Source organism: Arthrobacter sp. B2I5 (assembly GCF_030816735.1).
In the GTDB taxonomy this organism is placed as follows: Bacteria; Actinomycetota; Actinomycetes; order Actinomycetales; family Micrococcaceae; genus Arthrobacter.
In genome coordinates this window covers 3,868,424-3,886,395 of sequence record NZ_JAUSYF010000001.1, presented here as the reverse complement: position 1 = coordinate 3,886,395, position 17,972 = coordinate 3,868,424, and the positions used below count along the sequence as shown (strand labels likewise).

At 65.0% G+C, this 17,972-nt stretch carries 19 protein-coding genes and 3 tRNA genes; 15 read left to right on the top strand and 7 right to left on the bottom strand.

Annotation, left to right across the window (positions count from 1 at the left end; genetic code table 11):
* Window positions 1-127: 127 nt before the first annotated feature.
* From QFZ60_RS18020 to QFZ60_RS18010, 3 genes are read right to left on the bottom strand one after another with little or no spacing between them, the layout of a single operon-like run.
* Window positions 128-1,048 (bottom strand): cation diffusion facilitator family transporter, encoded by a 921-nt coding sequence (locus tag QFZ60_RS18020; protein ID WP_307092261.1) that lies wholly within the window; start codon window positions 1,046-1,048, stop codon window positions 128-130.
* A 10-nt stretch (window positions 1,049-1,058) separates the two neighbouring features.
* Complete coding sequence (locus QFZ60_RS18015; protein WP_307092260.1) at window positions 1,059-1,487, bottom strand: metallopeptidase family protein; 429 nt, start codon at window positions 1,485-1,487, stop codon at window positions 1,059-1,061.
* Between the two features lie 10 nt (window positions 1,488-1,497).
* Window positions 1,498-2,469, bottom strand: coding sequence for a DMT family transporter (locus QFZ60_RS18010; RefSeq protein ID WP_307092259.1), 972 nt, complete (start codon window positions 2,467-2,469; stop codon window positions 1,498-1,500).
* A 78-nt stretch (window positions 2,470-2,547) separates the two neighbouring features.
* Here QFZ60_RS18010 and QFZ60_RS18005 point away from each other — a divergent pair, with 78 nt between their 5' ends.
* Complete coding sequence (locus QFZ60_RS18005) at window positions 2,548-3,231, top strand: thioredoxin domain-containing protein (protein ID WP_307092257.1); 684 nt, start codon at window positions 2,548-2,550, stop codon at window positions 3,229-3,231.
* A 44-nt stretch (window positions 3,232-3,275) separates the two neighbouring features.
* Here the strand turns inward: QFZ60_RS18005 and QFZ60_RS18000 are convergent, their stop codons facing one another.
* Window positions 3,276-4,292 (bottom strand): PHP domain-containing protein, encoded by a 1,017-nt coding sequence (locus tag QFZ60_RS18000; protein WP_307092255.1) that lies wholly within the window; start codon window positions 4,290-4,292, stop codon window positions 3,276-3,278.
* 164 nt (window positions 4,293-4,456) lie between these two features.
* On the opposite strand from QFZ60_RS18000, the gene QFZ60_RS17995 reads away from it, so the two are divergent.
* The 9 genes from QFZ60_RS17995 to QFZ60_RS17955 all read left to right on the top strand — a co-directional run bounded on the left by QFZ60_RS17995 (window position 4,457) and on the right by QFZ60_RS17955 (window position 9,472).
* A tRNA-Glu gene (locus QFZ60_RS17995) sits at window positions 4,457-4,529 on the top strand.
* Between the two features lie 91 nt (window positions 4,530-4,620).
* Window positions 4,621-4,694: transfer RNA gene (locus QFZ60_RS17990), tRNA-Asp, on the top strand.
* Between the two features lie 48 nt (window positions 4,695-4,742).
* Window positions 4,743-4,818, top strand: a tRNA-Phe gene (locus tag QFZ60_RS17985).
* Window positions 4,819-5,429: 611 nt separating this feature from the next.
* Window positions 5,430-7,022 carry a glycoside hydrolase family 68 protein gene (locus tag QFZ60_RS17980; RefSeq protein WP_307092253.1) on the top strand — a complete coding sequence of 531 codons (1,593 nt, stop codon included), beginning with the start codon at window positions 5,430-5,432 and terminating at the stop codon, window positions 7,020-7,022.
* Between the two features lie 192 nt (window positions 7,023-7,214).
* The gene (locus QFZ60_RS17975) at window positions 7,215-7,664 is read left to right on the top strand and encodes an Asp23/Gls24 family envelope stress response protein (RefSeq protein ID WP_307092251.1); all 450 of its coding nucleotides are present in this window, start codon (window positions 7,215-7,217) and stop codon (window positions 7,662-7,664) included.
* The gene (locus QFZ60_RS17970; protein WP_142119536.1) at window positions 7,661-7,852 is read left to right on the top strand and encodes a hypothetical protein; all 192 of its coding nucleotides are present in this window, start codon (window positions 7,661-7,663) and stop codon (window positions 7,850-7,852) included. The genes QFZ60_RS17975 and QFZ60_RS17970 overlap by 4 nt, the downstream gene beginning before the upstream one ends.
* A complete protein-coding gene (locus tag QFZ60_RS17965; protein ID WP_307092249.1) occupies window positions 7,849-8,229 on the top strand; it encodes a hypothetical protein in 381 nt (126 codons plus the stop codon). The genes QFZ60_RS17970 and QFZ60_RS17965 overlap by 4 nt, the downstream gene beginning before the upstream one ends.
* Window positions 8,226-8,864 carry a hypothetical protein gene (locus QFZ60_RS17960; protein WP_307092247.1) on the top strand — a complete coding sequence of 213 codons (639 nt, stop codon included), beginning with the start codon at window positions 8,226-8,228 and terminating at the stop codon, window positions 8,862-8,864. Before QFZ60_RS17965 ends, QFZ60_RS17960 begins: the two co-directional genes overlap by 4 nt.
* Window positions 8,861-9,472, top strand: a complete 612-nt coding sequence (locus tag QFZ60_RS17955; protein WP_307092246.1) for a hypothetical protein — start codon at window positions 8,861-8,863, stop codon at window positions 9,470-9,472. The genes QFZ60_RS17960 and QFZ60_RS17955 overlap by 4 nt, the downstream gene beginning before the upstream one ends.
* Window positions 9,473-9,485: 13 nt before the next feature.
* On the opposite strand, the gene QFZ60_RS17950 is transcribed toward QFZ60_RS17955, so the two are convergent.
* The gene (locus QFZ60_RS17950; protein WP_307092244.1) at window positions 9,486-11,291 is read right to left on the bottom strand and encodes a glycoside hydrolase family 13 protein; all 1,806 of its coding nucleotides are present in this window, start codon (window positions 11,289-11,291) and stop codon (window positions 9,486-9,488) included.
* 140 nt (window positions 11,292-11,431) lie between these two features.
* Here QFZ60_RS17950 and QFZ60_RS17945 point away from each other — a divergent pair, with 140 nt between their 5' ends.
* The 5 genes from QFZ60_RS17945 (at window position 11,432) to QFZ60_RS17925 (ending at window position 16,101) form a co-directional block, all read left to right on the top strand.
* Complete coding sequence (locus tag QFZ60_RS17945) at window positions 11,432-12,721, top strand: ABC transporter substrate-binding protein (RefSeq protein ID WP_307092242.1); 1,290 nt, start codon at window positions 11,432-11,434, stop codon at window positions 12,719-12,721.
* A gap of 7 nt (window positions 12,722-12,728) precedes the next feature.
* Window positions 12,729-13,766, top strand: coding sequence for a carbohydrate ABC transporter permease (locus tag QFZ60_RS17940; RefSeq protein WP_307092240.1), 1,038 nt, complete (start codon window positions 12,729-12,731; stop codon window positions 13,764-13,766).
* On the top strand, window positions 13,763-14,662 hold the full coding sequence (locus QFZ60_RS17935) for a carbohydrate ABC transporter permease (RefSeq protein ID WP_307092239.1): 900 nt from the start codon (window positions 13,763-13,765) through the stop codon (window positions 14,660-14,662). Before QFZ60_RS17940 ends, QFZ60_RS17935 begins: the two co-directional genes overlap by 4 nt.
* The gene (locus QFZ60_RS17930; protein ID WP_142030056.1) at window positions 14,659-14,907 is read left to right on the top strand and encodes a hypothetical protein; all 249 of its coding nucleotides are present in this window, start codon (window positions 14,659-14,661) and stop codon (window positions 14,905-14,907) included. Before QFZ60_RS17935 ends, QFZ60_RS17930 begins: the two co-directional genes overlap by 4 nt.
* Window positions 14,908-15,048: 141 nt before the next feature.
* Window positions 15,049-16,101 carry a LacI family DNA-binding transcriptional regulator gene (locus tag QFZ60_RS17925; RefSeq protein ID WP_142119554.1) on the top strand — a complete coding sequence of 351 codons (1,053 nt, stop codon included), beginning with the start codon at window positions 15,049-15,051 and terminating at the stop codon, window positions 16,099-16,101.
* Window positions 16,102-16,120: 19 nt separating this feature from the next.
* On the opposite strand, the gene QFZ60_RS17920 is transcribed toward QFZ60_RS17925, so the two are convergent.
* Both QFZ60_RS17920 and QFZ60_RS17915 read right to left on the bottom strand, forming a co-directional pair.
* Window positions 16,121-17,011: a hypothetical protein gene (locus QFZ60_RS17920; RefSeq protein WP_307092234.1), complete on the bottom strand. Its 891-nt coding sequence runs from the start codon at window positions 17,009-17,011 to the stop codon at window positions 16,121-16,123.
* 34 nt (window positions 17,012-17,045) lie between these two features.
* Window positions 17,046-17,852, bottom strand: a complete 807-nt coding sequence (locus tag QFZ60_RS17915; RefSeq protein WP_307092232.1) for an exodeoxyribonuclease III — start codon at window positions 17,850-17,852, stop codon at window positions 17,046-17,048.
* Window positions 17,853-17,972 lie beyond the last annotated feature (120 nt).

The window sequence follows — 17,972 nt, the reverse complement described above, 5'->3', positions numbered from 1 at the left end:
CGATGCCCCTCAGCTGCTCCCCAGCAGTCCGAGGTTACGTGACCATCTGCACATTAGCAACAGCAGTCACATCAATAACATAAACCACAAGAGTGTCATTAGGAGGAGGCCCGGGGGTGTGTCGTGGTCAGGCGTGCTGGTGTGCCTCGTGCTCAGAGTGGCTGGCCGGTTCAAGCTGGAAGGTGCAGTGGTCGGTATCGAAATGGGAGCCCAGGCAGGTGATGAGCTTGTCCAGCAGCTGGTCGGCGCCCCGCGCGTTGAGCACTCCGTCCTCCACCACAACGTGGGCTGAGAACACGGGGACGCCGGAGGTGATGGTCCAGATATGGATGTCATGCACGTCCGTGACGCCGGCAACTGACAGGATGTGCTCGCGGATCATCTGCACCTCCACGCCTTTGGGGCTGGCTTCCAGCAGCACATCGACCACATCGCGCAGCAGGCTCCAGGCCCGCGGCAGGATCATCAGGGCGATCAGGACGGAGGCAATGGTGTCCGCTGCCTGGAAACCGGTCAGCATGATCACTGCCGCCGCGATGATGACGGCCACTGAACCAAGGAGGTCGCCCAGCACTTCCAGGTAGGCGCCGCGGACGTTCAGGCTTTCGTCCTGTGCTGTGCGCAGGATCACGAGCGACACCAGGTTGGCCACGGCGCCCAGGATGGCGGCAAAAAGCATGATGTCCGTCTGCACTTCCGGCGGTGCACCGAACCGGCGGACCGCTTCGGTGAAGATGACTACGGAGATCACGATCAGGATCAGTGCATTGGCCAGGGCCGCGAGGACTTCCGCGCGCTGATAGCCGTATGTCCGCTGGGCGCTTGCCGGGCGGCCCGCAATCCAGGAGGCGAGGAGGGCGATGGTGACACCTGCCGCGTCCGACAGCATATGTCCTGCGTCTGCGAGCAGCGAGAGTGATCCGGATAGTACAGCCCCGATGATCTGGATGACCACCACGCCAAGCGTGATCCCCAGGACGGCCACGAGGCGTTTCCGGTGCCGCCCGGTGGCGGTGATTCCGTGGCTGTGGCTGTGGTCATGTTCCATGCCTACAAGGCTAGCCCCAGCCCAGCTCGTGCAGCCGGTCATCCGAGATGCCGAAGTGGTGCGCGATCTCGTGCACCACGGTGACGGCCACCTCGTGGATCACGTCGTCCCTGGACCCGCAGATCTCAAGGATCGGTTCGCGGAAGATTGTTATCCGGTCCGGCAGGGAACCGGCCTCCCACCAGGAATCACGCTCGGTCAGCGGGACCCCTTCGTACAGTCCCAGCAGCACTGTGTCCGGATCTTCGCCCGGTCCCGGCACGTAGTCGTCGTCGATGAACACGGCCACATTGTCCATGGCCCGTGCCAGTCGGTCCGGAATGCTGTTGAGGGCATCCTGGACGGCGGCCTCGAACTCGTCAGGCGACATGGTGAACCCGGATGGCTCACCCGGGCCGGAGGGCACAATCGGAAGCCCCGGCGGAAGGCTGGCTGGCATACACCCGACTCTAGCGCCGAAGCGGCCCTTGCCGTCCGCGGACCCGGGTCCGTCGCCGGGTGAGCCCCACTCCCGCCAGGCACACCAGGCCGCCCACCAGTCCCCAGGCGGTGGGGATCTCGCCAAGCAGGAGCCATGAGATGAAAACCGTGGTGCCGGGGACCAGGTACGTGGTGGCGGCCAGCTTCCCTGCGTCCACCAGTGACAACGCATATGCCCAGGTGGTGAAGGCGATGGCGGTGGGGAAAACACCCAGGTACACCAGCCCCAGCGTGGCCTGTGCGGGGGCTGCCTGCACTTCGGACGCCAGTTGGCCGGCGAAGGGCAGGCAGCACAAGGCTCCCACCACGATGCCAAACCAGGTTGCCTGCGCGGCCGGGAATTTCCTGACCACAGGCTTCTGGATGATGACGCTGACTGCGGCGAGCACCGCGGCAAGGAGGCAAAGCGCCACGCCGGCCAGGTCCGCCGTCGAACTTTCCCCGGAACGTGGCTGCCCGGATCCGAGGGCGATCAGCGCGACGCCCGCGAATGCCACGGTGCTGCCGATGAGCAGCCAGCGCGGGAAGCCTTCCTTGAGGAAGATGCCGGCCATGATTGCCACCAGGATGGGGTTGACATTGATCAGCAGGGCACTGGTACCGGCGTCGAGGATGTGCTCGGCGGCGTTCAGGGCCACGTTGTAGCCTCCGAACCACATCACGCCATACGCGAGGATGGGCAGCCATTCCCGTCCCCGCGGCAATACCCGGCTCTTGAGCAGTTGCGGCACCACCAGGAAGGCCAGCACGACGGCGGCAATCGCCAGCCTGCCCAGTGTCAGGGAGCCGGGGGAGAAGTGGGGGCCAATGGCCCGGATTCCAACGAACGCCGACGCCCACAGAACCACCGTGACCACCATGGCGGCCACGCCAAGGGCCGTCACGGGCTTCAGCGGTGCAGGGGCGGTGGTCAGCGGTTCATGGGGGCTGGTCGGCGGCATGAGACAAATGTACGGCGGCAATGGGTCGCGGGCTGGCGGAAATCGGCCACGCCGTTGTCCTCGGCTAGGATGCCGACTATGTCCTCCCCCCAGGCTCCTGCCCGTAATACCCCGCGCCTTGTCAGGAAAATCATCTGGATCCTGCTGGCCGTCATCGTGGTGTGTGGCGTCGCCTGGTACGCACTCTTCACCGCCACCAAACCCCGGCAGGCCGCAGCCCCGGCCGCCGGGATGGAACAGTTGGTCCGGGCGGACAGCCACAGGCTCACCACGCCACGTGAGGAAAAGGCGCAGTTGGTGGAGTTCCTGGATTTTGAGTGCCCGTCCTGCGGCGCCATCCATCCTTTCGTGGAGGAGCTCAAAGCCGAGTTCGGTGACAGGATCACTTTCGTCAACAGGTATTTTCCGTTGTCTGCCCACCCCAATTCCGGCCAGGCGGCGCTCGCAGCGGAAGCTGCCGCGCAACAGGGCCAGTACCAGCAGATGGCAGGGAAACTGTTCGACAACCAGGCCCAGTGGGCCGGAAACCAGCAATCCCAGGCGCCCCTGTTCCGGACCTACGCCGGGCAACTGGGCCTCAACCTCGAAAAGTTCGATGCCGCCGTCGCCGACCCGAAAACCGAGGAACGCATCCTGGCCGATATCGCCGATGGCAATGCCCTGGGCGTCAGCGGCACGCCCACCTTCTTCCTCAACGGCGAGAAACTGGCACTGAGCACCAAGGCGGACTTCCGGCAGAAGCTGGCCGACGCCGTCAAGTAGCTGCAGTCCCCGGAGGATCCCGGGGACTGCCCACGCCGCCGGCCCTAGCCCTTGCCCGCCCAGGCAAGCAGTTCTTCCACCGGCCAGGTGGTGATGATCCGTTCAGCCGGCACGCCGTTGCGGGCCGCCCGTTCGGCGCCGTACTGCAGGAAATCCAGCTGCCCGGGTGCGTGGGCGTCGCTGTCGATCGAGAACAGGCAGCCGGCCTCCAGTGCCAGCTGGATCAGGGCATCGGGTGGGTCCTGGCGTTCGGGCCGCGAGTTGATTTCCACCGCCACGTGATGCTCGGCGCAGGCTGCGAACACCTCCTTCGCGTCAAACTCCGACGGCGGCCGGGTTCCGCGTGAGCCCTCCACCAGCCGGCCGGTGCAGTGGCCCAGGACGTTGGTGTGCGGATCCTGGATGCCGCCGAGCATCCGGGCGGTCATGGTCTTCCTGTCGGCGCGCAGCTTTGAATGGACGCTGGCCACCACGATGTCCAGGCGGTCCAGCAGCTCCGGTTCCTGGTCCAGCCGGCCGGACTCCAGGATGTCCACTTCGATCCCTGTCAGGAGCCGGGTGCCCCCGCCGTTGCCGTTGACCGCTGCCACAACGTCCAGCTGGTCCAGCAGGCGCTCTGCCGACAGTCCGTTGGCGATGGTGAGGTTGGGGGAGTGGTCCGTCAGGGCCAGGTACTCCCGGCCCAGCACCTCCGCTGCAGCCACCATCAGCTCAATGGGGGAGCCGCCGTCGGACCATTCGCTGTGGCTGTGAAGGTCCCCTCTCAGTGCCTCACGGATTTCCGTGCCCCCGGAGGCCAGCGGCGTGGCACCTTTCTCCCGGAGGTCCGCCAGGTAATCGGGGACCTGGCCGTCCACCGCCTGCCTGATCACCGCGTAGGTGCGGTCGCCGATGCCCTTCATGGACTTCAGCCGTCCGGTCCGGGCCCGGTTGGCCACTTCGTCAGGGCCAAGGGGGCCGATGGCGGCCGCCGCTTTGCGAAAGGCCTGGACCTTGAAGGTGGCGGCGCGTCCGCGCTCCAGCCAGAAAGCAATCTCATTGAGCGCTGCGACGGCATCCATCCGTCCATCTTGGCCCGTCCGGCGGCCAAACGGCGCGGTTTTTCGCCGATTTTGGATAATTCCTGATGAGGCCCTATAGTTTTAGAGTCCAGTTCGGAGAAACGCAAAGGACAAAGACGGAAAGCCTCGCTTGACGCCTTTTATTTTGTTCCGAACGGGTTCTGGCCCCCATCGTCTAGCGGCCTAGGACACCGCCCTTTCACGGCGGCGGCACGGGTTCGAATCCCGTTGGGGGTACGCAAGGAACTGGTCAAGCAGGCTGAAAAAGTCTGGTAGGCTGGAAGCCTTGAAAAAAGCGGTAGAGATACTGCAAAAGCAAGAAACGCAAGGCCCTGTAGCGCAGTTGGTTAGCGCGCCGCCCTGTCACGGCGGAGGTCGCGGGTTCAAGTCCCGTCAGGGTCGCTCTGATTGTTGGAAGAAATTCCGGCTGTCATGGTGACTAGTCACCTAGGCTCTGTAGCTCAGTTGGTAGAGCGTTCGACTGAAAATCGAAAGGTCACCGGATCGACGCCGGTCGGAGCCACCACTGGGAAGCATCAGTTCTTCGGAACTGGTGCTTTTCTTCATTTAACCCCTCTTCATCGATTGCTCCATAAGTGTCGTTTTCGGGGTCCTAAACGACACCTACGGAGCAATCGATGGGCGGTCGACCGGGTTAGCCGCCGTTCGCCGGCAGCGAGGTCCACGACGGCACCTGCCTACGAATGAGGACCTGAAGCGCGAGGGCCCACAACCGGCCCCGTTCGTGTTGCGCGGCGCGGTAGCTGTGACCGCGGCGACAACGGCGCTCCCACTCAAGAATTCTCTGGGGTGCCGATTGAAACATTTGATATTTGCCAAACCGATGTGGCACGCGCGCGCATTGGCTTGCGTAAGCGCTTGCACCCTACTCGGCAGTAGCTGGATTTGGCTGGTGAAACAGGGTTTGAACTGCCTGCGGCACCCCGTCTAGCGTGGAGCGCGGCCAAGGGGAAGCATGCTTTCCATCGGCCACCAGGGCCGCACCCAGGCCCTGATACCCCAACACAACGGCGTCCCTGATGACGCCTGCGGTGTTGCCGGGTCCGCGGTTGTTTCGGGGCATGGGCATACGCCCGTCTTCCACGAACAGTTACAACTCCGCGAGAAGAGCAAGATATGCACAAGCACCCCCAACACCGGCTGCTGCGGTGGCGCCCCGCCGCCGCGGCACTGGCGGCAGCCGTTGCGGCCTCGGCCTTCCTGGCCGTCCCCTCGGCCCAGGCCAACGAGCCCTCCGACCCGCCCGCCGTCCAGCAGATGCCGGCCCCCACCCAAGGCTTCCCCCTGCCGACGCAACACACCCAGCAGGCCCTCGATCCGGCGTCGAACTTCACCTCCAAGTGGACCCGCGCGGACGCCAAGCAGATCATGGCGCAGAGCGACGAGTCGGTCTCCCCGGGCACAAACTCCATGAGCCCGGACGTCACCATGCCGGAAATCCCGGAGGATTTCCCCACCATGAATGACGACGTCTGGGTCTGGGACACCTGGTCCCTGACGGACGAGAACGCCAACCAGATCAGCTACAAGGGCTGGGACGTCATCTTCTCCCTGGTGGCTGACCGCCATGCCGGCTACGGCTTCGACCAGCGCCACTGGAACGCCAGGATCGGCTACTTCTTCCGGAAGACCAATGCGGACCCGGCCAAGGACAAGTGGAACTACGGCGGCCATCTGTTCCTGGACAACACCTCGATCGGCAACACCGAGTGGTCCGGGTCGACCCGCCTCATGCAGGGCAACCACGTAAACGTCTTCTACACGGCCACCACCTTCTACGACGTGGCTGAGCGGAACGCGGGCGGCGGCGGGATTGCTCCCGACGCAGCCATCGCCAAGGCCCTGGGCAACATCCACGCGGACCAGAACGGCGTCACGTTCGACGGCTTCCAGCACACCAAGCTGCTGGAGCCGGACGGAAAGATGTACCAGACCAAGGCACAGAACCCCGGCTTCGCTTTCCGCGACCCCTACACCTTCGCCGACCCGGCCCACCCTGGAAAGACCTTCATGGTGTTCGAAGGCAACACCGGCGGCAACCGCGGCGACTACCAGTGCAAGGGCGAGGACCTCGGCTACCAGCCGGGCGACCCCCACGCCGAAAACGTCAACGATGTCCAGAACAGCGGCGCGTACTACCAGACCGCAAACGTGGGACTGGCCGTGGCGGACAACAAGGACCTCACCAAGTGGTCCTTCCTGCCGCCCATCCTCTCCGCCAACTGCGTGAACGACCAGACGGAGCGTCCGCAGATCTTCATCCAGAATGAGGGCGGCAAGAACAAGTACTACCTGTTCACCATCAGCCACCAGTTCACCTACGCAGCCGGCATGCGCGGTCCCGACGGCGTCTACGGCTTCGTGGGCGATGGTGTCCGCTCCGACTACCAGCCCATGAACAACAGCGGCCTGGCGCTGGGGTCCCCGACGGACCTCAACCTTCCCGCCAATGCCCCGGAGAGCCCGTCCGCCAAGCAGAACGGCCGGCAGTTCCAGGCATATTCGCACTACGTCCAGCCCGGCGGCCTGGTGCAGTCCTTCATCGACAACGTCAACGGCGTCCGCGGCGGTTCCCTGTCACCGACGGTGAAGATCAACTTCCGTGACGGCGTATCCCAGGTGGACAGGAGCTTTGGCCGCAATGGCCTCGGCCCGTTCGGCTACCTGCCCACCAACGTCAGGGTTGGCGGTGAGGGCCTCTACAAGTAGGCCCGCACCGCACCCGCCGCTCCACGCGGCACTGATCCAGGCGGGGAGTCCTTCAGGGCTCCCCGCCTGTTCCTTTTAACCGGGTTGTTCCCCGCCGGGACGTCCCAATTCCCTGGCGGCGGGCCGCGGACTTTCCAGCGCATCTGCCGCGGGCTGGGGATAGGGTGGAAACAACAGAAGGGGGAGTGCCTGATGGAATACCAGAACCCACAACCCGTGGTGCCAAACCGTCCCGCCGCAAGCCCGGCGCCGGGTCCGGGCCGGACGGTAATTTCAGAGACTGCCGTGGCAAAGGTGGCGGGAATCGCCGCGCGTTCGGTTCCCGGCGTCTACTCCCTGGGTTCGGGCCCGTCCCGTGCCCTGGGCGCCATCCGCGACGCCGTGGGAAGTTCCGATCACGCTGCCGGTGTCCACGCGGAAGTGGGCGAAACGCAGGTAGCTGTTGATATCACCCTGGTGGCAAGTTATGGCACACCGCTTCATGCACTTGCCAATGATGTCCGGGCCGCTGTTTACCGCGCCGTCGAGGAACTGGTGGGGCTGCAGGTCATCGAAGTGAATGTCGAGATCACGGACGTCTACGTGCCGCCGCCGGTCAAGACCACGGCGCCCGCTGCACCCGAACGGGAGGCGCTGCTGTGAACCTCACCGTTGCGGGCACCGCCATGGGCGCCTTCGTGGCCTTCATGTCCCTGCAGTTCGGCCTGTGGGGCTTCCTTGTCTCCCTGCTGTTCATGGCCATCGGAGCGCTCCTGGGCCGTGCCGCCGAAGGGAAGCTTGACCTGCGCGGGGTGTTCGATGCCGTCACCGGCCGGCGCTCGTCCTCATGAGCTCGCCCGCGCCCGTTGTGCGTGGGCAGGCGCTCAGCGGCCATAACCGGATCAGCACCCAGGCCCTGACAAGCCTTGCCAGAGCTGCCGCGGCCCAGGCCCTCGGCGTGGACGCCGAGGACGTGCGGGCGGACTGGACGGACGACGACGGCCTGCTGGCTTTGTCCCTCGTCAGCCCCATCAGCGTCCCGCCTTTGCAGTCCGTGGTACTGGATCCGGCAAGGGTGGAGGCGTTGGGCGGGTCCATCTGGGACCGCACTGTCAGTGCTAAGGCAAGCATCCTGGCCACCGTCTCGGAGTTGAGTGGTTCCCGGCTGAGCCGGGTGGACATCCGCATCAGCGGGGCAAGGATCAGCACAGGAGGACGGGTGCGGTGAGCAGCACAGTGGAAGACCGCCGGGCGGACAGCTCACCGGGCAGAAGCAACGGGCCGGACATGCGCAGGATCGTGTACCGCGAGACCCATTCCGCGCGGGCCGCGGTGTCCGTTGTTGCCGCTGTCCTTGTCCTGGTGCTGGCCGCCTACGGTGTCCTCGAATCGGGAGTCCACGCCGTGGGTCAGCCGGCGTGGCTGATTGAGCCACAGGTGGCGGCCCAGCGCATCGTGGATCTTCCTGCCGGAACCTCACCGCTGTTGCTTGCCGCGCTCGGTGCCGTGCTGGCGATGGTGGGCCTGATCTTCCTTCTTAACGGCATCCTCCCGGGAAAGCGGGCCCGCCATCTCCTCGCCGGTGCACGCGGGGAGAGGCTCCCGGCCGTGGTGGTGGACGACGAGGTAATCGCATCCTCCCTCGCCCGCCGCGCCAGGCTCGCCGCCAACGTCACTCCCGAACAGGTCATGGTGGTTGTTTCCCAGCGGCAGGTGCTGGTCAACGTCCGGCCCACCTCCGGTGTTCCCGTGGACCAGGACAGGGTGCTTGAAGCCGTCCGTGACGAACTGGACCAGATGCTGCTGGAACCTGCACCGGTTCCCCGCGTCAATGTCACTGCTTCCGGGGTGATCGGAGCATGAACAGCACGCCCGCGCTGCTCAACCGCATCCTGCTCACCGTGCTGGGCCTGATCCTGCTGGGGGTGGGCGTCCTGCTGGTGCTGCTGGCCACCCTTCCTCCGGTGGCTTCCTGGTGGCACTCCTGGTCCGCCGGGGCGTGGAACGGCATTAACCGGCTCTTCGACTCCACCCGTTTCCCTGGCCGCCCGGAAAGCTGGTTGTGGATTGTGGCGGCACTGGCGCTCCTGGCACTGATGGGGCTGATGGTTGCCTGGATTGCCCAGCAAGGAAAAGGGCGGTCAAACCTGCTGGCCGCCGAATACGATCCCGGCGACACCCCGGGCGACGTCCGGATTGGCGGCGGGGTAGCGGAGCAGGCATTGAGGCAGGCCCTCGAGGGACGGCCGGACCTTGCCGGTGCAACCGTGACCACCTACGACGTGAAAGGTTCGCCGGCGTTGAAGGTACGCCTGCTGCCGCGCCAGGGGGTGGCCCCGCACCTGCTCGCAGCCGAGGTCGCCGGGCTGCTGGCCGCCCTGGAAACTGTCGTGGGCAAGGAGACCCCCGTCCTCATCCACATCGGGGCAGGCGCGCGGACCCGCTTCGGCCGCGCCGAGCGGGTCCGCTGAAGCCTTTTTGCCGCTACACCCTCTGCAGGTACACGGTGCAGTCCACGGGAACCTCCCGCATTCCGGCCCAGTCTTCGGCCGGTTCAGGACCGCTGGACAGCACAACGGCGTAACCTTCGGGCACGGGGGCTGAGGCGAAGCCCATGTTGGACAGCACCACCACCTGGCCGTTCCGGAAGGCCAGCAGCCCGCTGTCCGGCGCGTGCCCGTCAGTCCACTGCACGCTGCCGCGGCCCAGCTGCCGGGCTGACCTGAAGGCCAGGGCGGCCCGGTATAGCTCCAGCGTTGAGCCCTCCTCGCCGTCCTGCTGGTCGGCGGCCAGGGGACCGAAGCTTTCCGGCTGCGGGAGCCACGGTGCGGGAACGTCCCCGGACAGATCTCCAGAGAAACCGAAACCGGGTTGGTCCGCTGCCCACGGCAGCGGGACGCGGCAGCCGTCCCGGCCGATCTCGGCACCCTGGGTGCGGAAGAAGGTTGGGTCCTGCCGGGCGGAGTCGGGAAGGGTGGTGTGCTCCGGAAGGCCCAGCTCCTCGCCCTGGTAAAGGTAGGCCGACCCCGGAAGAGCCAGCGCAACCAGCGTGGCCGCCCGTGCCCGGGCAAGGCCCAGGGCCGGATCGGGTTGTTCGTCTCCAGCGCCGATGCCCTTGGGGAACGTGGTGGGATCCTTGAGCCCAAAGCGCGTGCTGTGCCGCACGGTGTCGTGGTTGCTGAGGACCCAGGTGCATGGCGCCCCCACGGATGCTGCCGCTGCCAAGGATGCCTCGATGGCCTCAGCCATGCGTTCGGCGTCCCAGCCGGCCAGCAGGAAATCGAAGTTGAAGGCCTGCTGCATCTCATCGGGCCTGACATACCTGGCCAGCCGCTCGGCCGGTTCCACCCAGGCCTCGGCCACCATCATCCGGTCCCCGCTGTATTCTGCCAGGACCCGGTTCCAGTCGCGGTAGATGGCATGGACGCCGTCCTGGTCGAAGAACGGTGACGGCGGATACATCGGGGAGACAGCCCGGTGCGGTTCCTCGGCGTCGGTGTGGGCGTGTGGAGCATCGCCGGGCAAGTGGCTCTCCCGGCGCGGAGCGGAAGTTCCTTCCACCATCGCAGCTGCTCCCTCCCAATCCGGAAGTCCTGCCTCCTTGACCAGGCCGTGGGCAACGTCCACACGGAAGCCGTCCGCGCCGCGGTCCAGCCAGAAGCGCAGTACCGAACGCATCTCCTCGTGTACTTCCGGGTTCTCCCAGTTCAGGTCCGGCTGCTTGGTGTCGAAGAGGTGAAGGTACCACTGGCCGGGAGATCCGTCCGACCCGGTCACGCGGCTCCAGGCGGGCCCGCCAAAAATGGATTTCCAGTTGTTGGGTGCCCGCCTTCCGTCACCGGATCCCGGCACCTCATCCTTGCCGTCCCGGAAGATGTAACGGTCACGTTCAGGACTTCCCGGCGCTGCCGCCAGCGCTTCCCGGAACCAGGCATGCTCGTCCGAAGTGTGGTTGGGCACCAGGTCAACGATGACCTTCAGTCCGCGGCGGTGAGCTTCCTGCAACATGGCGTCGAAGTCCGCCAGCGAACCGAACAGCGGGTCCACCTGCCTGTAGTCCGCAACGTCGTAGCCGCCGTCGGCCTGCGGCGACTTGTAGAACGGCGACAGCCAGATGGCGTCCACGCCCAGCCCTTCGAGATAAGGTAACCGGTTCCGGACGCCGCGCAGGTCACCCATTCCATCACCGTTGCCGTCGGCAAAGGAGCGGGGGTAGATCTGGTAGACAACGGCGTCGGCCCACCAGGGTGATGGTGTTGGGCGGGGCGCCGGAACGGATGTATCGGGCATTTGGTTCCCCTCTGGTAACTTTTTGATGTAAACGCTTGCATTCCCGGCAGCAACCTTACTAGTGTGATGGTCACCACATCAACCTCACCTAGCAAGCGCACTGTCGACTTACTTGTCACTCAGCGAGGAGCTTCAAGCTAATGAAAACCCCGAGATTCCTGCTTCCGGCTGCCACTGCCGGCATTCTGGCCCTTACGTTGTCCGCCTGCGGCGGTGGAGGTGGAGGTGGCACCACGGGCGGTGGTGGCAGCGATGCTGACGCCAACCTCGACGGCCGCGGCCCCATCACCTACGTCCAGGGCAAGGACAACAACAATGTTGTACGCCCCTTCATTGAGAAGTGGAACGCGGCGCACCCCGATGAAAAGGTCACGTTCAAAGAGCAGACCGACCAGGCCGACCAGCAGCACGACGACCTCGTCCAGCACTTCCAGGCCAAGCAGTCCGACTATGACGTGGTCAGCGTGGACGTCATTTGGACCGCGGAATTTGCCGCGAAGGGCTGGCTGCAGCCGCTGAAGGACAAGATGGCGATCGACACTTCCAAGATGCTCAAGGCACCGGTGGAAGCCGCAACATATAAGGGCACGCTTTACGCTGGACCCAAGGATTCTGACGGCGGCATTCTCTTCTACCGCAAGGACCTGGTCCCCACCCCGCCCAAGACCTGGGACGAGATGATGGGCATGTGCCCCATCGCCAAGCAGAACAACATTGAGTGCTATTCCGGCCAGTTCGCCAAGTACGAAGGCCTCACGGTCAATACCGCGGAGGCCATCAACTCTGCCGGCGGCTCGGTCCTGAACAAGGACGGAAAGCCAAACCTGAACACTCCAGAGGCGAAGGCCGGCCTGGAGAACCTGGCCAAGGCGTACGCGGACGGCAACATCCCCAAGGAGGCCATCACCTACAAGGAAGAGGACAGTCGGCAGGCCTTCCAGGGCGGCAAGCTCCTGTTCCTGCGTAACTGGCCTTACGTCTACAGCCTGATGAGCACGGAAGGCTCTTCTGCCGTCAAGGACAAGTTCGGCATGGCGCCACTCCCGGGCAAGGACGGCCCCGGCGCTTCCGCCCTTGGCGGGCATAACGCCGCCATCAACGTGTATTCCAAGAACAAGGCCACGGCACTGGACTTCATCAAGTTCATCGAGACCGAGGAAAACCAGAAGTTCTTTGCGAACCAGGCCTCGCTCGCTCCCATCCTGACGTCAGTGTACGAAGACCAGGCACTCGTGGCCAAGCTGCCCTATCTGTCTGTTCTCCAGACCTCGATTAAGAACGCGGTGCCGCGTCCCGTGACGCCGTTCTACCCGGCGGTCACTAAGGCAATCCAAGACAACGCATACCCCGCAATCAAGGGAGAAAAGTCAGTGGAAAGCGCACTCTCTGACATGCAGAAGTCCATCGAATCCGCCGGTGCGGGACAGTAGTTCTGCCATGGCAACCGAACTAGGCCCGACGCCGGTTAAGAAACCGGCGTCGGGCGGTACCCCCGTCCATCACGCGCCCAAGGGCGTAGGGGAGGACAACAGGATTGCAACCCAGGGGCGCTGGGCATCCTGGCTGCTCGCCCCCACTATCGTCGCCCTCGGCATAGTGATCGTTTACCCCATCATCAGTGCCATGGTCATGTCCTTCCAGAAGGACGCCGGCCTTGACCCCGCCACCGGCCTCTTCACCGCCGGCGGCTCCGCGGGCATCCAGAACTACGTGAACTGGCTGGCGCAGCAGTGCTCGGCGCCGGGCGGCGGAACCGTAGCCTGCCCGCCGGGCACACTGGGCGGCCAGTTCTGGTCCGCCACCGCCACCACGTTCTTCTTCACGATCGTGACGGTGACCCTGGAGACCGTCCTGGGCTTCTGGATGGCCATGATCATGGCCCGCACGTTCCGCGGACGCAGCGTGGTCCGTGCTGCCGTACTGGTGCCCTGGGCCATCCCGACGGCCGTGACGGCCAAGCTGTGGTTCTTTATCTTCGCCTTCGAAGGCATTGCCAACAAGCTGTTTAACACCACCATCCTGTGGACGGGCAGTGAGTGGCCTGCCAAATGGGCTGTCATCATCGCGGACGTCTGGAAGACCACGCCGTTCATGGCACTGCTGATCCTGGCCGGCCTGCAGATGATCCCGGCCGAAGTCTATGAAGCAGCGAAAGTGGACGGCACCACGGCCTGGCAGCGGTTCCGCCTGATCACCCTGCCGCTGGTCAAGCCGGCGCTGATGGTGGCCATCCTGTTCCGCACCCTGGATGCACTGCGCATGTTCGACCTGCCCTACATCCTGACCGGCGGTGCGAACAACACCACCACCTTGTCCATCCTGGTGATTAACCAGATCAGGCAAGGGTTCAATTCGGCCGCCGCGCTGTCCACCATCACCTTCATCATCATCTTCCTCGTCGCCTTCATCTTCGTCCGCTTCCTTGGAGCCAACGTGGTTGAGCAGAGCGGCGCCACCGGAAAGGGGAAGAAATGACCACGGCAACAGCAGACGCCGCTGCCCTGCGGGCACGGCAGGACAAGGGCCGCAAAACTGCGCAGAACCGCGAGAAGTGGGCGCAGGGGCGTACCTACATCAGCGCCGCCGTCATCCTGATTTGGTGCCTGGCGCCGGCGTACTGGATGGTAGTCACGGCTTTCCGTGAGGTGGGCTTCACCTACGACACGTCGATCCTGCCCACCCACGTAACCCTGGACAACTTCAATACAGCCTTTGATACGTCCTTCGGCAACAGGTTCGGCCAGGCACTGCTGAACAGTGTTTTCATCGGCGGGGTGGTTACCGCCATCTCGCTGCTGATCGGTGTATTTGCGGCCTACGCCCTGGCCCGGCTGAACTTCCGGGGCAAGTTCCTGGTGCTTGGCTTCATCCTGGGAGCCTCCATGTTCCCCGGCGTAGCCCTGATCACCCCGCTGTTCCAGCTGTTCACCAACATCGGCTGGATGGGCAGCTACCAGGCTCTGATCATCCCCAACATCTCCTTCGTCCTCCCGCTGACGGTCTACACCATGACCTCGTTCTTCCGGGAAATGCCGTGGGAGCTGGAGGAATCGGCGCGCGTTGACGGCTGCACCCAGGGCCAGGCCTTCCGCAAGGTCATCATGCCCCTGGCAGCACCGGCGATCTTCACCACGGCCATCCTGGCCTTCATTTCCTCGTGGAATGAGTTCCTGATCGCCAGCCAGCTGTCCAGCGACGCAACCCAGCCGGTGACGGTGGCCATCGCCAACTTCGCCGGTGCCCAGCCCAACCAGATCCCGTACACGGCCATCATGGCCGCGGGCACCATCGTCACCATCCCGCTGGTGATCCTGGTGCTGGTATTCCAGCGCAAGATTGTCGCCGGCCTGACGGCTGGTGCAGTCAAGTGACACACAACGGTTCCCGCCCCCGCACAACGGGGGCGGGAAACCGCAGCAAGCTGGTCCGCTCGGGCGAGGACTTCGACATCATCATCGGCTTCCTTGCGTTCTGGGCACTGGTCCTCCTGGTGGTCACCGTGTGGATGGAAGTCACGGCCCAACCCGCCCTCGGCTGGGCCCTGGGCCTTTTGGCAACACTGCTGGCGCTGTACGGAATGATTCGGCTGCGCCGAAAGCTTCCCGCCCGCAGATAGGGCGGACGGCGGCGGCTCCACGCTGCTGTCATCTTTGCCCGGGTTATCACCGCCTGGCCGCAGAGTGGGAAGATTCATGGCCGGGGGTAAACGCAGGGCTATTCGGCCCTACGCCGAAAAGGAGTTAAAGAGGGGGATACGGTGGCACGGACAACGGAAAGGTCCCAGCGGGGCGGCCATAACGGCGTCAGCATCGAGGACGTGGCGGCAGCCGCCGGAGTCTCAACAGCCACTGTCTCCCGTGCCGTCCGCGGACTGCCACGGGTCTCGCCGGCCACCCGGGAAAAGATTCTGGAGGTGGCCGGGAACCTGGGCTACGTCGCCTCCTCCTCCGCCTCCGGCCTGGCCACGGGCCGGACCAAGACCATCGGCGTCCTGGCTCCGTTCGTCAGCCGCTGGTTCTTCTCCAAAGCCATCGAGGGCGCTGACCGGGAGCTGCACGCCCGGCACTACAACCTCTCCCTCTTCAACCTCGGCGGCCACGGCAGCAACCGTGAACGGCTCTTCAGCAAGACCATGGTCTACAAGCAAATCGATGCCCTGCTGGTGTTGTGTATGGCGCTTAGCCACGAAGAGATCGAGCACCTGCAGAAGATTGACATCCCGCTGGTTGTTGTTGGCGGCCATGTTGAGGAATGCCCCTACATCGGGATCGACGATTACGCCGCCGCCTCCACTGCCGTCCGGCACCTGATCGACCTGGGCCACCGGGACATTGCCCTGCTGCATGGCGACGACGAGACCGACCTGAACTTCGACGTCCCCCGGGTGCGCATCCTGGCGTTCCAGGACGTAATGGCCGCAGCCGGGCTGCCCACCCGGCCGGAATGGGACGAATGGGGGGACTTCACCGTGCGCAGCGGCCAGGAGGCCTTCCGCCGCCTGTGGTCCCGTCCCGGCCAAAAGCCCACGGCAATCTTCTGCGCCTCGGACGAGATGGCCATGGGCGTCATCTTCGAGGCCAACCGCGTCGGCGTCAACGTGCCCGGCGAACTGTCAGTGGTGGGCATCGACAACCACGACTTCGCCGACGCCATGGGGCTGACCACTGTTGGGCAACGCCCCGACGAGCAGGCCGAGCTGGCCACCAAGATGCTGCTTGACGAACTGGACGGTGAGACCGGAGCTGTCCATTCCACCGTCGCGCCCCATGAGCTGATCATCCGGCGCACCACCGCACCCCCAAAGAACTGAAGGATGAGGACCTGACGAGTCAGGACGCGCGGGCCAGCTGCCGGATGGGGATCCAGCGGGAGGCGAGCCGGCGGTAGGCCGCTGCGGCTCCGGTCATGTCACCCTCCGCGAGGCACTCGATGCCCAGCCGGATATCCATGGGCGATTCGTCAGGGTAGACCTTGTCCGCCACGGCCCCGTAGTCCAGTTCCACCATGGAGTTCACGTGGAACTGCTCAAGCCATTCCGTCAGCTGCGCCAGGTCATCAAGCATGTCCAGGTCCGGGGCGGCGAGTGCCAGGTTGGCCACCGCGTAGCGGGCCCGCTCCAGGGCATCGGTGATGGGTGCCCAGACCCGCACGGTGAGGATGCGTCCCGCGGCTTCAACCACATCCTTGCGGTCCGATTCCATGAACAGTGAGAACCAGCTGAATGGGATTCCCCAGGTGGATGCCCTGGTGTGCACCCGGATTGATCCGTCCCGGGCCTTCACTTGGTCAATCCGCTCCTGGTGCCGGTCACGCTGCTCCTCGGGGATCAGCAGCTCGGCCAGCGGGCCGTGGATTCCCTCCATCAGGGCGTTGGCCGCCAGCCCTGCGCGGAGGACCAGCTGGCTGGGGCAGTACAGGAGGACGGGCTCGGTGTCCGCGGCAGCACCGTCGTCGGACGTTCCGTCGTCCGGGGCCGGCGCGGTGGTGACGCGCACCAGGTCCGTACGCCCTGTGGGGAAGGGGTCGCCACCGGAGCGGGTGATGCGCCCCAGCGAGGCCAGCAGTTCAGCGTTTTCGACGGCGGCACGCGACATGGCCTGAGCCCCGGCTGCCTGGATGGCCGGGCGTTGTTCCTCCGGGAAGGCTTCCAGGGGTTCGTAGACGCGCAGGGTTGAGGAAAAAGGCAGGCCGGCCTGGCCCCGGTAGAGGTTTCCCGTCATTACGGTCTCCTTGAATGGGTCCAGGTTGCAGTCATCAGTCCGCCAGTTCCACCAGTACGGGAGCGTGGTCGGAGGCGCCCTTGCCCTTGCGTTCCTCGCGGTCGATCGAGGCGCCGGTGACGCGTGCGGCCAGGGCGGGGGAGGCCAGGATGAAGTCGATCCGCATGCCTTCCTTCTTGGGGAACCGCAGCTGTGTGTAGTCCCAGTAGGTGTAGACGCCGGGGCCCGGAGTGTAGGGGCGCACCACATCGGTGTACCCGGCTGCTTCGAAGGCGTGGAACGCTTCGCGCTCGGGCGGGCTGACGTGCGTGGCCCGGTTCCTGATGAACAGGTCGATGTCCCAGACGTCATCGTCGAAGGGGGCGATGTTCCAGTCGCCCATCAACGCCACCTGCGCCTGGGGGTTGTCCGTGACCAGCGACTGGGCGTGCGTCTTGAGGCTTTCCAGCCACTTGAGCTTGTACGGCATGTGCTCGTCGTCCAGTGATCGGCCGTTGGGCACGTAAAGGCTCCAGATGCGGATGCCGCCGCAGGTGGCAGCCATGGCCCGGGCTTCCTGCACGGGATCCTTGCCCGCCTTGCCGAAGGAAGGCTGGTCCAGGAATGTCCGCTCCACGTCCTCAAGCCCCACGCGGGAGGCGATGGCGACGCCGTTCCACTGGTTCACCCCGAAGTGGGCCACCTCGTAGCCCATCCGCTCGAAGAGCTCCCATGGAAAGTTGTCGTCCTTGCACTTGGTCTCCTGGATGGCCAGGACGTCGCAGTCGCTGCGCTGGAGCCAGGCTTCAACGCGGTCGGCGCGGGCACGGAGCGAATTCACATTCCAGGTAGCTATCTTCACGGTTCCTAACTTACCTTGGCGGCCGCACGCCGGGTAAAGCCTGGACGCGCCGGCGCCCACGATCCGCCGCGGTTGGTTCCCGGCACGAAGGGGCGGGTATATTCGCAACAGAATGACCTG